Origin of the sequence: Serratia nevei, assembly GCF_037948395.1 — a bacterium.
Taxonomy (GTDB): Bacteria; Pseudomonadota; Gammaproteobacteria; order Enterobacterales; family Enterobacteriaceae; genus Serratia; species Serratia nevei.
Genome location: NZ_CP149940.1, coordinates 2522745 through 2536355 on the forward strand (window position 1 = coordinate 2522745; position 13611 = coordinate 2536355).

Here is a 13611-nt window from a genome sequence, read left to right on the forward strand (position 1 = left end):
TACCCTCGACTCGTGACATCTGATTAACATTTGGTTTACTTTTCGAGGTCCCTTATGCATCAAGACATCCGTAAGACTCTGGTTTCCACAGAAACCCTCTACGCCGACGGTGGCAAATCGGCGGGCAAACCGCTGGTGATGATCGCGGCGGCGGCGGTGATTAAAAACCCCTGGGCCGGTCAAGGCTTTGTTGAGGATCTGGCGCCAAAGATTCGAGAAATGGCGCCGGTGCTGGGTGAGCTGCTGACCGGTTTGATCCTCAAAGAGGCCGGCTCTGGCGAGCGGGTGGAAGCCTTCGGCAAAAGCGCGGTGGTGGGGCTGGGCGGTGAGTTGGAACACGCCTCGGCGCTGATTCACACGCTGCATTTCGGCAACCACTACCGCTCGGCGGTCAACGGTAAAAGCTATCTGGCGTTCAACAATACCCGCGGGCCGGCCAACGCGCCGATCCTGATCCCGATGATGGGGAAAAACGACGAAGGCAGCCGCGAGCACTACCTGACATTCCAGTTCAACATCAACGACGCGCCTTTCGACGACGAAATCGTCATCGCACTGGGCGCGGCGCTGGGGGGGCGGCCGCATCACCGTATCGGCAACCGTTATTTGGATCTGAAAGAGCTGGGCCATGATCAGAACAATCCGGCAGCTGTCTGAGCCCGCTCTGCGGGTAGGGTATCTGGAGGCCGGGCGTGGCGAGCCGCTGGTGTTGATCCACGGCGTAGGCATGAACGCGGAGGCCTGGTATCCCCAGCTCGATGCGCTTAGCGCGCACTTTCGGGTCATCGCCGTCGATATGCCGGGCCACGGCGAAAGCGAAGGCTTCGCCCACGCCGCGACGCTGGAGGATTACGTGCGCTGGATGTCGGCCTTCTTAAACACCCTGGATACGCCGAGCGTTGCGGTGGCGGGGCACTCGATGGGGGCGTTGATCACCGCCGGTTTGGCGATCGATTATCCGGAGCGGGTCAAACGCGCCGTGGTGATGAGCGGCGTGTTCCAGCGCTCGGCCCAGGCCAGTGCCGCGGTTGCGCAACGCGCCAGCGCGTTGGCCAGCGGCCAGACGCAGATCGACTCGCCGCTGAGCCGGTGGTTTGGCGCCGATCCCGCCGAACAGCGTCTGCGCCAGCAGGTGGGTGGCTGGTTGCAACAGGTGGACGTCACGGGCTACGCCCGCGCGTATCAGGCGTTTGCTACCGGCGATCGGGTGTATGCCCAGCGTTGGCACCTTATCCGCTGCCCGGTGTTGGTATTGACCGGCGAGCACGACGCCAACTCCAGCCCGGAGATGGCGCGGCAAATGGCGCAGGCCGCACCGAACGGGCGCGCGGTGATCATTGAGAACGCCAAACACATGGTCAGTCTGACCGATGCGCAACGCGTCAACGCGCTGATGCTCGATTTTCTGACCGCAGAGCAACCTTTGACTTTAGGAGCGGCAAATGGACGCGGATAAACGCAGGCAGTTGCGCGACGCTTTCGGCGCCTTTATGACCGGCGTCACCATTGTGACCTCGGTGGACAAGCAGGGGCGGCCGATTGGCTTCACCGCCAATTCGTTTTCTTCGGTGTCGCTGGATCCGGCGCTGCTGTTGGTGAGCATCGATAAACGTTCGGCAAACCTGGAACACTTTACCCAGTGCAGCCACTTCGCCATCAATATTCTGGCGGAACAGCAAAAAGAGGCTTCAACCATTTTTGCGCAAAAGAACGAAGACCGCTTTGCGCTGATCGATTGGCGCTGGAGCGCGTCGCGGGTGCCGCTGATCGAGAACAGTTCGGCGTGGTTCGACTGCTCGCTGCATCAGGTGGTGGATGCCGGCGACCATGCCATTTTGATCGGCCAGGTCGAAGGGTTCGAGTCCAACGCCACCGCCGGTCTGGGGTATTACCGCGGTGCCTATTTCACGCCGTATCAAAACGCGCAGTCGCTGATTGGCGGGCCGCAGGTGGTGGTGAGCGCGCTGATCGAGTTTGAAGGGCATGCCGTGATGGTACGGCAAAACGACGGCGGCTATCAGCTGCCGTCCAGCGCGGTGGAGAAACGCAGCGTCAGCGAAACGTTGGGAGATTTACTGCAGCAGTTGGGCATCAACGCCCATCCGGGTTTCGTCTATTCCGTCTATGACGACCGGCAGAAGCACCAGCAGCACATCGTTTTTCTGTGTGCGCTGCCGACCGACGCCGGCAGCCTGACGCCGCAGCTGAGCGCGGCGGAATGGTTCGATATGCCGACGCTGGCGCGGCTGCCGATCAAGGATCCGGCGCTGCGGTCGATGCTGGGCCGGTTCGTCAAAGAAAACGCCGTGGGCAATTACGGTATCTATTATGGCGATGAGCACAGCGGTGCCATCAAGCAATTCGCCGGTTGAGGCTGAACGGGAGAGTGTGATGAAACTGTCTTTATTCGTGCATATGGAACGAACGTTACCCGAAGAGTCGCAGGAAAAGCTCTACCAGGAGATGATCGAACTCTGTGAAATCGCCGATCGCGGCGGCATGCACGCCATCTGGACCGGTGAGCACCACGGCATGAATTTCACCATCGCGCCGAATCCGTTCATCAATCTGGCGGACATTGCCCGGCGCACCTCCAGGGTGCGGCTCGGCACCGGCACCATCATTGCGCCGTTCAACCACCCGATCCGTCTGGCGGGCGAGGCGGCGATGACCGACATCATCACCGGCGGCAGGCTGGAGCTGGGTATCGCGCGTGGCGCCTATTCCTATGAATACGAACGGCTGATGCCCGGTTTGACCGCCTGGGATGCGGGGCAGCGCATGCGCGAGCTGATCCCGGCGGTAAAAAAACTCTGGCAGGGCGACTATGCCCATCAGGGGGAATACTGGTCGTTCCCGGCGACCACCTCCTCGCCGCTGCCGAAACAGCAGCCGCATCCGCCGATTTGGGTGGCGGCGCGCGATCCCAACAGCCACGAATTTGCGGTGCAAAACGGCTGCAACGTTCAGGTGACGCCGCTGCATCAGGGGGAAGAGGAGATCGTGCGGCTGGTGACCTGTTTCAACGAGGCGCGTGCACGCTTCGCCGCCGAGCAGCCGCTGAAGATCATGCTGTTGCAGCATGGCTATGTGGCGGAAGACGAGGCGGACGCCCGCCTGGCGGCGGAAGAGCTCAACCGTTTCTACCACTACTTCGGCGCCTGGTTCAAGAACCAGCGGCCGGTGCGGCAAGGGCTGATTCAGCCGCTGAGCGATGAAGAGATCGCCGCCAATACCTATTATTCCGCCGAGATGATGCGCACTAACCTGGCTATCGGTACCGCCAATGAGGTCATTACGCGGCTGAAAAAATATGAGGCGCTGGGTTATGACGAGTTTGCGTTGTGGATTGACAGCGGCATGAGCTTTGCACGTAAAAAGGCCTCTCTGGAGCGGTTCATTCGCTGCGTGATGCCGGAATTTCACTGACGGAGGCGCTGATGGAATCATTCAAACTCTACATCGACGGCCGGTTTGACGCCGGTTCGGCGACCTTCGCCTCGCTCAACCCGGCGACCGGTGAACCCTGGGCGCAGGTGGCGGAAGCCCGCGCCCAGGATGTGGATCGCGCCGTTGCCGCGGCGCACCGGGCGTTTCAGGGATCCGAATGGCGCGATATGACCGCCGGCGCGCGCGGCAAGCTGTTGTTGCGGCTGGCCGATTTGCTGGAGCAACACGCTCCCGAGCTGGCGCGGCTGGAGACGCTGGATACCGGCAAGATCATCCGGGAAACCCAGGCGCAGATCGCTTATGTGGCGGAATACTACCGGTATTACGCCGGCCTGGCCGACAAGATGGAAGGCAGCGTGCTGGCGATCGACAAACCTGACATGGAAACCTGGGTGCGGCGAGAACCGATCGGGGTGGTGGCGGCGATCGTGCCCTGGAATAGCCAGCTGTTTCTTGCGGCGGTGAAAATCGGCCCGGCGATCGCCGCCGGCTGCACGCTGGTGGTCAAAGCGGCGGAAACCGCGCCGGCGCCGCTGCTGGCGTTCGCCAGGCTGATAGACGAGGCCGGTTTTCCACGCGGCGTATGCAATGTGATCACCGGCTTTGCCGCCGACTGCGGCGCGGTGCTGACGGCGCATCCGCAGGTAGACCACATCGCCTTTACCGGCGGCGCGGAAACCGCGAAGCACATCGTTCGCGGCAGTGCGGAAAACCTCGCCAGCACCTCGCTGGAGCTGGGCGGGAAATCGCCGTTTATCGTCTTCGACGATGCGGATCTGACCAGCGCGGCGAATGCGCAGGTGGCGGCCATTTTCGCCGCGTCGGGCCAGAGCTGCGTAGCCGGTTCGCGCCTGTTGGTGGCAGAAAGCATCAAAGACGCGTTTTTGGCCCGGCTGACGGAGAAGGTGCGCAGTATTCGCATCGGGCCGCCGGATCGCCCGGACACCCAGTTCGGGCCGCTTTGTACCCGGCAGCAGCAAGAGCGGATCGCCGCCATCGTCAGCCGCTCGCTGGAGCAGGGGGCGAAACTGGTGGTTGGCCACGCGGCGATCGATTCACCGGGCTTTTATTACCCGCCGACGATCGTCGACTGCAGTGCGCAACCCGACGCCGAGTGCGTAAAGCAAGAGCTGTTCGGCCCGGTGCTGTCGGTGTTGACCTTCAGGGACGAAGCGGAGGCGATTCAGCTTGCCAATGATTCAGCCTATGGCCTGGCGGCCGGCATTTTCACGCAGAACCTGACGCGTGCGCATCGGGTGACCCGACGCCTGCGGGTGGGCGTGGTGTGGCTGAATACCTATCGGGCGGTATCGCCGCTGGCGCCGTTCGGCGGTTACGGCAAGTCGGGGTTTGGCCGCGAGGGCGGGATTGACGCCGCGCTGGAATACACCACCAGCAAGACGGTGTGGCTGCGCACCAGTGACGATCCGATAGACGATCCCTTCGTCATGCGCTGAGTCAGCGTAATCAGGCGCGATCTCAGGTCGCGCCGGCAGCCCTGTTTTCATCGCGTTGATACAGGCGACCGCAATGTCGCCGGGGCAAACGCACGCTTTTTTCGACGTATTCGCACCCTACACGCTGTAAAAAAATAAGAATCCACGTTAACCGGGGGATATATGAATTCTCAGCCAGAGCAGACCGCGTTTATTGAAGACAAGTCGATCGATTTTGTTCCCGCCGCGGAGCGTCACGGCCATGCCCGCAGCCTGTTTACCCTGTGGTTTTGCACCAACATTGCGCCGCTGGCGGTGGTGACCGGGGCCATCTCCACGCAGACGTTTCATCTCGATATTCTCTCGGCGCTGAGCGCGATTGTCGCCGGCCACCTGTTCGGGGGCATTTTTCTGGCGCTGACCTCGGCCCAGGGTCCGCAGGTCGGGATACCGCAAATGGTGCAGAGCCGGGCGCAGTTCGGCCGCTATGGTTCGCTGTTGGTGATCGTGTTCACCACGGTGATCTATCTGGGGTTCTTTATTTCCAACATCACGCTTTCTGGCAAGGTCATCCATAACGTCATCCCGTCATTGAGCATGGGCGTGGCGACGGTGATTGGCGCGGTGCTGGCGACGCTGATCGGGGTGGTGGGCTACCGTTTCATCCACAAGATCAACAAAATCGGCGCCTGGGTGATGGGCAGCGCGCTGATTCTCGGGTTGGTATTGATGTTTTCTCAACCGCTGCCGGCGGATTTTTGGCAGCGGGGATCGTTCAGCATTGCCGGTTGGTTCGCCACATTCTGCATCGGCGCCGTCTGGCAAATCAGTTTCTCTCCCTACACGTCAGACTATTCGCGTTACCTGCCGGCGGAAGTCGGCATTGCCAAACCCTTCCTGTATACCTATCTGGGCGCCTGCAGCGGTACCATTTTAGCCTTCGTGTTCGGTATGGTGGCGGTCAATCTGGTCGCCGGCAGCGACGATGCCATGGAGGCGGTACGCCAGGCGACGGGAGGGTTGGGGCCGGTGCTGATGGTGCTGTTTCTGATCAACATCATCTGCCATAACTCGATGAATTTGTACGGTGCGGTGCTCTCGTTGATTACCGCCGTACAAACCTTCTTGCCGCAGTGGATGCCTAATGCGCGGATACGTACGCTGTTCTCGGCATTGATTTTGCTGGGATCGGTATGGGTGGCGTTGGTTGCCTCGGCCAACTTTGTACATCTGTTCCTGAACCTGATCTTTGCCTTGATCTCAGTGCTGATCCCGTGGTGCATGATCAACCTGATCGATTTTTACCTGCTTAACCGCCAACGCTATGACATTTCGGCCATTTTCAGCGCCGACGGCGGGCGCTACGGCCTGCTTAACACCCGCGCGCTCGGCGTTTATTTCGGCGGTATTGCGGTGCAGGTGCCTTTTGTTGAGAACGCGTTCTTCTCCGGCCCTTACGCCAATCTAATCCCGGGCGCAGACATTTCCTGGGTGATCAGCATGGTGCTGACCGGCATCGCTTACCCACTGTGTTGTTCACGACGGGCTAACTGGGCGGTGCAATTATAACTCTCGAGCCTCGCCGGCCAGCATAAAAGGCCGGTTTGAGGGATGTGATAAAGTAATATTTAGAACAGGATGTTTCTAATTTTTTAATTTATTAAATTAGATAATAATCATATGAAATGGCTAAATGGATTTGGGCTAACTTATGATTGTTATATTAATGTTGCTGCTCATGGTGTTTTATATATCTCTAGCTTATGAGTTTAGAAGAATGAAAAAGCGAAGAATATATGCCTGGTATAAAAGGAAAAGGAAGAAGTCGGTTAAGCGATTTATCAACATGCTCTTATTTAAATAATTTTCCGGAGCAAGCTTTACAGGGATAACATGATTTTCTGAGACATATCTTTTCCCGATGATTGTTTGTCTTGCTGCGTTTATATCGCGTCGGACTGGCATCGCCGCAACATCAGCCTGCGGGGAACAGCCGCTGCTGCCAATCCGTCAGTTGCGTCAGTGTCATCGGCTTGGCGGCAATGAGTGCGCGATCTTCCAAGGCAATTTCTCGGGCGCGCTGCAACGATTCGGTGCTGAGGCGCTGCAGGCTTTGCCGCAGCGCCTGTTGTATTTGCGCCAGCTCGCCAGCGCCAACGTGCGCCAGCTCATGGTGCATCTGCAGTAAGAATTCGTCGGTCAACTGCCGCAGCTGTTCAACGTTGAACGTCGGGGATTGCAGCGCGAACAGCAGGCCCTCGGCATCGGCACAGCGGTGGAAGGCGCATTGCACCACATAGCCCACGTTGCGATCCACGCGCAACCGCTGAAAATAACGCGGGGCGTAAAGCTGAGCCAGCACGCGCAGCGCCCAACGCCCTTCGGCTTCGCCGTTCGGCAGCGGGTAAAACTGCAGTAAGGCGCTTTCGGCACCGCTTTCCGTCAGCGTAATGGGGCGATGATGGTGATGTGTCGGCAGCGGCGGCTCCGCGGCCACGGAATAGGGGAAGCCGTACAGCAGGTGCGACAGCTGCCGTTTCAACTCGCCATCGCCGCCGATCAAGGTGGCATGCCATTGCGCCGCTGCGGTTGGCGCGCTGAGCGCCGCCGGCAACTGGGCTAGCAGACGGCGAATGGCAATATCGTTTTGCGCTTTCCGCTGCGTATGGTGCAGGTTTCTCGCCGCCTCGTTGAGCACGGCCGGCGACAACACCGCCAGCGCCCGGTTTACTACGCTCAGCCCATGGCAGATCAGCGCGTGGCTGCCCGCCAACTGCAGCAGCCACACGCCCTGGTGGCGTTCGAAGCTTAAATGTCCCTCCCGATGCGCCAGTTCGGCCGCCCCGGCGCGCAGCGCCGCCTGTATGCCGCAGGCCTGTTCATCGCTGAAGGGGCTGGACGGCGCCGGCCGCAGCAACAGCACCGGCTGCGCTTCGCCAGGGAGCAGATGCCGCAGCGGCGCCAGGCCGGAAGGCAAAGTCGGACTCGGCAGCGCCGCCGAGGCGGTGAAAAAGCGAAAAGATTCCGCTGCGGGCGTCAGCGCGGCGCCGACGAAGGGGCCAAGCGCCAGCGGCAGCCCTTGAATTACACGGGTTTCGCCGCCGCCATCGGGCCGCACGGCCAGGCGGCGGCGCGGCGCGCTAATCAGCGCCGCAATATGCCGTGGCCAATCGTCGTTCGGCTCCGCCGGCGGCAACCCAAACGCTCTGGCGCGCAGCTGATCGAGCGGCGCCAAACGGTGGAGATCGCGATTGGCCAGCCGTTCGTAATGCGCAAGCTGAGCCGGTGCCAGCACCTGCAGCGCCTGCAGCCACGCCAACAACGCGCTTTCGATGTGGGCAGCTTCAGTGGCTGAACCGTGATTGACGGTAAAGATAAAACTCAGCAGCGCGTTGTTCTCGCTGCAGCGCGAATAATCAAGCCGAACCGCATCGCACCATGCCTGAGCGCGCAGCCGCGCCAGCAGCCCGCCGGGGGCTTCGTCCAGCAGCAGGCGCTCCAGCCGCCGCAGCCAACCGCGCGCATGGGAGCGCGACAGGGCAAACACCAGTCTCAGTTGCGGCGTGCCGGGAAGAGACAGAGTGTAATCTTTCGCAGCGGTCAGCGGCGGTGAGGCTTTGTGCGGTATGGCGCTGCCCGATGGCAAGCGGCTGCCGTAACGCTGGGCCAGAACATGCAGCTGCGCCAGCGATTGTGGGCCTTGCAGCCACAGCGTCAGGTTTGGCGCGCGAAAATAGCGCCGGTGAAACTGCCGCAGCGCCTGCTGCAGGGCGGAAATGTCGTTGCCGAAAGCGGCGCGGCTGCCGATATGAAAGCGGTGCATGGCGTCCAGGCCGGCGAACATCTGCCGCTGTGCGGCTTCGCAGCGGGTTTCCACCTCGGCGCGCAGCAGGCGGTATTCGGCGTCGATGACCTCAACCTCCTGTGCGATCGCCTCGGCCGCCAGCTGTGGGGCGGCGAGCATATCGCTCAGCCGCGCCAGCCCCTGCGCCAAATGATCGGCGCCCACCTCGAAGAAAAACGCGGTTTGCGTCGCCTGAGTGGTGGCATTCAGTCGGCCGCCCACCGACGGTACCCAGCCCATCAGACTATCTTGCGCGCTGAAGTTCGCGCTGCCGCGAAACAACATATGCTCCAGCAGATGCGCCAGGCCCGGCCAGGCGGTGGGCGCCTGAAAACTGCCCGCTTCAATGCGCACCAGCGCGGCGGCGCTAGCGGCGGCAGGATCGCTTATCGCCTTGACGGCCAAACCGTTGTCGAGCTGCCAGGAGGTGCCGGCGAGTGCCATCGTCAACCCTTGAAAATCAGACGGGAGTTGGTTTGATTGCGAAAACGCAGCTGATCGATACCGATCTGCGAACGATTCGCCGCTTCCCGCGCCGCCAGAATGGTGCCGTGGTGCGGCGATTTGCCGCATACCGGGTCGGCGTTGTCGGCGTTGCCGGTCAGCATGAACGCCTGGCAGCGGCAGCCACCGTAGTCTTTCTCTTTCTCCGAGCAGGAACGGCAGGGCTCCGGCATCCAGTCATAGCCGCGATAGCGGTTAAAACCGAACGAGTGGTACCAGATATGCTGCAGATCGTGCTCCAGCACCGACGGGAAGGCGATTGGCAACTGACGGGCGCTATGACAGGGTAACGCCATGCCTTCCGGCGTTACGCTCATGAAGATCGCACCCCAGCCGCCCATGCAGCCTTTGGGGCGCTCCTCGTAGTAGTCCGGCGTGACGAACAGCAGGTTGGCCAGCTTGCCGTCGGCGGCCATGCGTTCGCGGTAGCGTTTTACCACCGCTTCCGCGTCGGCGATCTGCTCGCGGGTCGGCAGCAGGCCCTCGCGGTTGAGGTGTGCCCAGCCGTAGAACTGGCAGGTCGCCAGCTCGACGTCGTCGGCGTCCAGCTGGATCGCCAGTTCGATAATGCGGTCGATCTGACCGATATTGTGGCGATGCAACACGAAGTTGAGCACCATCGGATAGCCGAGCGCCTTGACCGCCCTGGCCATGGCCAGCTTCTGCTGAAACGCCTTGGCGGAGCCCGCCAGCGCGGCGTTCAGCGTTTCGTCGCTGGCCTGAAAACTGATCTGGATATGGTCCAGCCCGGCGTCGGCGAAGGTCTGCAGCTTCTTCTCTGTCAGGCCGATGCCGGAAGTGATCAGGTTGGTGTAAAAGCCGAGATCGCGCGCGGCGGCGATCAGCTCGGGCAGGTCTTTACGCACCAGCGGCTCGCCGCCGGAAAAACCGAGCTGCACGCTGCCCATCGCCCGCGCCTGGCGAAACACCTCAATCCACTGCGCGGTGGTCAGCTCTTTTTCCTGCGCGGCAAAATCGAGCGGGTTGGAGCAATAGGGGCACTGCAGCGGGCAGCGGTAGGTCAGCTCCGCCAGCAGCCAGAGCGGCGGGTTCACCGCCGGCGCGCGTGCTTCAGTCACGGAAGGTCACCCATTTTTGTTCGTAGGCGCGCTGGAAAAACTCCAGCACGTCATCCGCCAACCCCTCGGCGCCGGGAAAGCGGGCGTTCAGCTGCGCGATGATGCCGTTCAGCGTGGTGTGGCCATCGACCAGCTGCAAGATGGCGGCGGCGCTGTCGTTCAGCTTGGCCATGCCTTCCGGGTAGAGGATCACGTGGCTGTTTTGCACTTGCTCCCATTGCAGGCGGTAGCCGCGGCGGAAGACCGGGGTGTGTTCAGGGTTCAGCGTCATTACACCAGCCTCTGGTTGTGCCATACCCGCGCGGCGGTCACGCTGTGATAAGGCGGGCGGTTCAGGGTGTAGGCCATGCTCATGGCGTCCAGCATGCTCCACAGAATATCCAGTTTGAACTGCAGGATCTCCAGCATGCGCTGCTGCTTTTCAACGGTGTCGCAATAGTCCAGTGCGAGCGCCAGGCCGTGTTCCACATCGCGGTTGGCCTGGCCGAGGCGGCTGCGGAAATAGTCGTAGCCGGCGGCGTCGATCCACGGATAGTGCTGCGGCCAGCTGTCGAGGCGCGATTGATGGATTTGCGGCGCGAACAGTTCGGTCAGCGAGCTGCAGGCCGCTTCCTGCCAGCAGGCGCGGCGCGCGAAATTGACGTAGGCGTCCACCGCAAAGCGCACGCCCGGCAGCACCAACGCTTCAGAGAGCAGGGCGTCGCGCTGCAGCCCGACGGCTTCGCCCAGGCGCAGCCAGGCTTCGATGCCGCCTTCGCTGCCGCCGTAGCCATCGTGATCCAGGATGCGCTGCACCCATTTGCGGCGGGTTTCCGGCTGCGGGCAGTTAGCCATGATCGCCGCGTCTTTGATCGGAATGCTGGTCTGGTAGTAGAACCGGTTGGCCACCCAGCCCTGGATCTGCTCGCGGGTTGCTTCACCGTTGTGCATCGCGATGTGGTACGGGTGGTGGATATGGTAATAAGCGCCTTTGGCGCGCAGCGCCGCTTCAAATGCCGGCGGAGTCAGGGGCAGTGGTTGCGTCATGGCGGTTCCCTACAGTTCGATATTCATGCCGTCCCAGCTCACTTCAATGCCGGCGGCGGTCAGGCTTTGCCGCTCTGCCGAGTCTTCATTGAGGATTGGGTTGGTATTGTTAATGTGGATCAGGATTTTGCGCCTGGCGGGCAAGGTGGCGAGCAGGGCCGCCAGCCCGTGTTCTTCCGCCAACGCCAGATGCCCCATGTCTTTGCCGGTATTGCGGCCCACGCCGGCGTTGGCCAGCTCGTTGTCGCGCCACAGCGTGCCGTCGATCAGCAGGCAGCCCGCGCGGCGCAGCCACGGCATCAGCGCCTCGTCCGGCTCACCCAGGCCCGGTGCGTACAGCAGCCCGACCCCGCGCGCGGTATCTTCGATAAACAGCGCCACGTTGTGGCCCGGCAGCGGGCGATCGCGGTACGGCGAATAGGGCGGCGCGTTGCTGAGTAGCGGAATGGCGGTAAAGCGCACGGTCGGACAGACCGCCGTGTGGAACGGCTCCCCGGGCGTCACCGGGTGGTGAATCAGCCCGCCGTTCCAGTGGGAGAGCATGGGAAACACCGGGAAGCCGGTGCTGAGATCGTCATGCACTTCAGGCGTGCACCAGACGTGATGCGGGCAGCCCTCGCGCAAATTGAGCAAGCCCGCGCTGTGATCGATCTGGCTGTCGGTCAACACGATCGCGCCGATACCGGTGCCGCGCAGCACATCGGGATTATTCAATTCGGGCGAGGCCAGCAGCTGATGGCAAATGTCCGGGGAAACGTTGCACAGTACCCAGTTTTTACCGTCGTCGCTGACGGCGATGGAAGACTGGGTGCGGCGCGTGGCGTTGATGCTGTGGTCGCGAACGCCCCGGCAGTTGTCGCAGTTGCAATTCCACTGGGGAAAGCCGCCGCCTGCTGCTGAGCCGAGAACTTTTATCTGCATGTCTAAACCAGAAAGAGAGGGAAAGAAATGCCCGCGCGAAAGGCGGGCAGACGGGCGATTAACGGTTGGAAATGTACAGCGTCACTTCCAGACCCAGACGCAGGTCAACAAATTCAGGTTTAGTCCAGGTAGTCATAGCGGTGCTCCTTAGCATGCATCGTAATAGTTCGAGCCCAATGAGAAACATTCGCATTCGGCCGGCCCAATGTTGGCGAAATGTGACGGAGATCGCAACCTTTAAAGCGTAACCGGGTTATTCGCCCCAGGTGGTGGCGAGCACGTTCAGCCAGTTGCGCCAGGTCAGCTTCTCCAGCAGCCGGTTATCGAACCCGGCCTGTGCCAGCGCTTGCGTCAGCAGCGGCAGGCCGCCGACATCTGCCAACGGGTGCGGTACGTTGACCCCGTCAAAATCAGAGCCAAATCCCACGCGATCTTCACCAAGTTTAGCGATCAAATACTCAACGTGTTTAACAATTTCTGTTAAGCCAGTCGTTGCACTGTCACGTTTGCCGTCCGCACGCAGGAAGGCGGTACCGAAATTGACGCCGACCATCCCGCCGCTCTGAGCGATGGCGTCCAGCTGTGCGTCGGTCAGGTTACGCGGTTGCGGGCAGAGGGCGTGGGCGTTGGAGTGGGTGGCGACCAGCGGCGCGCGGCTCAGCTCGGCGGTTTGCCAGAAGGTTTTCTCGTTCATGTGCGAGACGTCTATCATGATGCGGCGGCGGTTGCAGGCGCGGATCAGCGCCTCGCCGGCCGGCGTCAGGCCGGGGCCGGTATCGGGTGAGCCGGGGAACGGCCCGCTGACGCCGGTGCCGAAGGCGTTCGGCAGATTCCAGAAGGGCCCGATGCTGCGCACGCCCAGCCGGTAGAAGGCCTCCAGCTGCGTCAGCTCCGCATCGATCATGCCGGCGCCTTCAATATGCAGCACCGCGGCGATTTGTCGGTTGAGACGACACTGTTCTATCTCGGTGGCGGTGCGACAGATGCGCAGCTGCCCCTGAGAAGCCTGCTCCAGCTGCTGCAGGATGGCGATTTGCCGTTCGGCGATCGCCAGCGGATCGAAGGTGGCCTGCGCCTCGTCCTGCGTTTGGTGGCGCATCTGGGCGATATAGCTGACCGGGGGAATAAATACCGCGAACAGCCCGCCGAAAAATCCGCCGCGCCGCATGCGGGCGAAATCGAGGTGGCCCGGCGTGACGCGGGAATAGAAGGCGGTGGCCGGATCGTCGTCATGCTGCAGCCACAGGTTGAGCAGCAGGTCGTTATGGCCGTCGAACACCGGCCAGAGAGGGGGAAGTGTCATGGGCGCTTCACTGAGTCAGGCATCGTGAACGCTATGTTCTCCCATCGC

Annotated in this window: 13 protein-coding genes; 6 read left to right on the plus strand and 7 right to left on the minus strand. The window is 61.6% G+C overall.

The features are described 5' to 3' along the window. Positions 1-54: 54 nt before the first annotated feature. The 6 genes from V8N38_RS12215 to V8N38_RS12240 all read left to right on the plus strand — a co-directional run bounded on the left by V8N38_RS12215 (position 55) and on the right by V8N38_RS12240 (position 6455). Entirely contained in the window at positions 55-657 is a 603-nt protein-coding gene (locus V8N38_RS12215) for an amino acid synthesis family protein (RefSeq protein ID WP_033648297.1), read from the plus strand. Continuing rightward, positions 629-1456 (plus strand): alpha/beta fold hydrolase, encoded by an 828-nt coding sequence (locus tag V8N38_RS12220; protein WP_100395807.1) that lies wholly within the window; start codon positions 629-631, stop codon positions 1454-1456. Before V8N38_RS12215 ends, V8N38_RS12220 begins: the two co-directional genes overlap by 29 nt. Beyond that, positions 1443-2372, plus strand: coding sequence for a flavin reductase family protein (locus V8N38_RS12225; protein ID WP_147839969.1), 930 nt, complete (start codon positions 1443-1445; stop codon positions 2370-2372). Before V8N38_RS12220 ends, V8N38_RS12225 begins: the two co-directional genes overlap by 14 nt. Before the next feature lie 19 nt (positions 2373-2391). Continuing rightward, on the plus strand, positions 2392-3429 hold the full coding sequence (locus tag V8N38_RS12230) for an LLM class flavin-dependent oxidoreductase (protein WP_049199552.1): 1038 nt from the start codon (positions 2392-2394) through the stop codon (positions 3427-3429). An 11-nt stretch (positions 3430-3440) separates the two neighbouring features. Further along, positions 3441-4907: an aldehyde dehydrogenase gene (locus tag V8N38_RS12235; protein WP_060439957.1), complete on the plus strand. Its 1467-nt coding sequence runs from the start codon at positions 3441-3443 to the stop codon at positions 4905-4907. 162 nt (positions 4908-5069) lie between these two features. Beyond that, positions 5070-6455 (plus strand): purine-cytosine permease family protein, encoded by a 1386-nt coding sequence (locus tag V8N38_RS12240; RefSeq protein WP_060418931.1) that lies wholly within the window; start codon positions 5070-5072, stop codon positions 6453-6455. A gap of 406 nt (positions 6456-6861) precedes the next feature. On the opposite strand, the gene pqqF is transcribed toward V8N38_RS12240, so the two are convergent. The 7 genes from pqqF to V8N38_RS12275 form a co-directional block, all read right to left on the minus strand. Continuing rightward, a complete protein-coding gene (gene pqqF / locus V8N38_RS12245) occupies positions 6862-9174 on the minus strand; it encodes a pyrroloquinoline quinone biosynthesis protein PqqF (protein ID WP_147839968.1) in 2313 nt (770 codons plus the stop codon). Between the two features lie 2 nt (positions 9175-9176). Beyond that, positions 9177-10313 carry a pyrroloquinoline quinone biosynthesis protein PqqE gene (gene pqqE, locus V8N38_RS12250; protein WP_060439955.1) on the minus strand — a complete coding sequence of 379 codons (1137 nt, stop codon included), beginning with the start codon at positions 10311-10313 and terminating at the stop codon, positions 9177-9179. Continuing rightward, positions 10306-10584, minus strand: a complete 279-nt coding sequence (gene pqqD, locus V8N38_RS12255; RefSeq protein WP_016927749.1) for a pyrroloquinoline quinone biosynthesis peptide chaperone PqqD — start codon at positions 10582-10584, stop codon at positions 10306-10308. Before pqqD ends, pqqE begins: the two co-directional genes overlap by 8 nt. Then, the gene (pqqC, locus tag V8N38_RS12260; protein WP_147839967.1) at positions 10584-11339 is read right to left on the minus strand and encodes a pyrroloquinoline-quinone synthase PqqC; all 756 of its coding nucleotides are present in this window, start codon (positions 11337-11339) and stop codon (positions 10584-10586) included. Before pqqC ends, pqqD begins: the two co-directional genes overlap by 1 nt. A gap of 9 nt (positions 11340-11348) precedes the next feature. Next, a complete protein-coding gene (pqqB, locus tag V8N38_RS12265) occupies positions 11349-12260 on the minus strand; it encodes a pyrroloquinoline quinone biosynthesis protein PqqB (RefSeq protein ID WP_147839966.1) in 912 nt (303 codons plus the stop codon). Positions 12261-12318: 58 nt separating this feature from the next. Then, entirely contained in the window at positions 12319-12396 is a 78-nt protein-coding gene (pqqA, locus tag V8N38_RS12270) for a pyrroloquinoline quinone precursor peptide PqqA (RefSeq protein ID WP_004937827.1), read from the minus strand. Between the two features lie 117 nt (positions 12397-12513). Next, on the minus strand, positions 12514-13563 hold the full coding sequence (locus tag V8N38_RS12275; RefSeq protein WP_087762829.1) for a dipeptidase: 1050 nt from the start codon (positions 13561-13563) through the stop codon (positions 12514-12516). Positions 13564-13611: the final 48 nt, after the last annotated feature.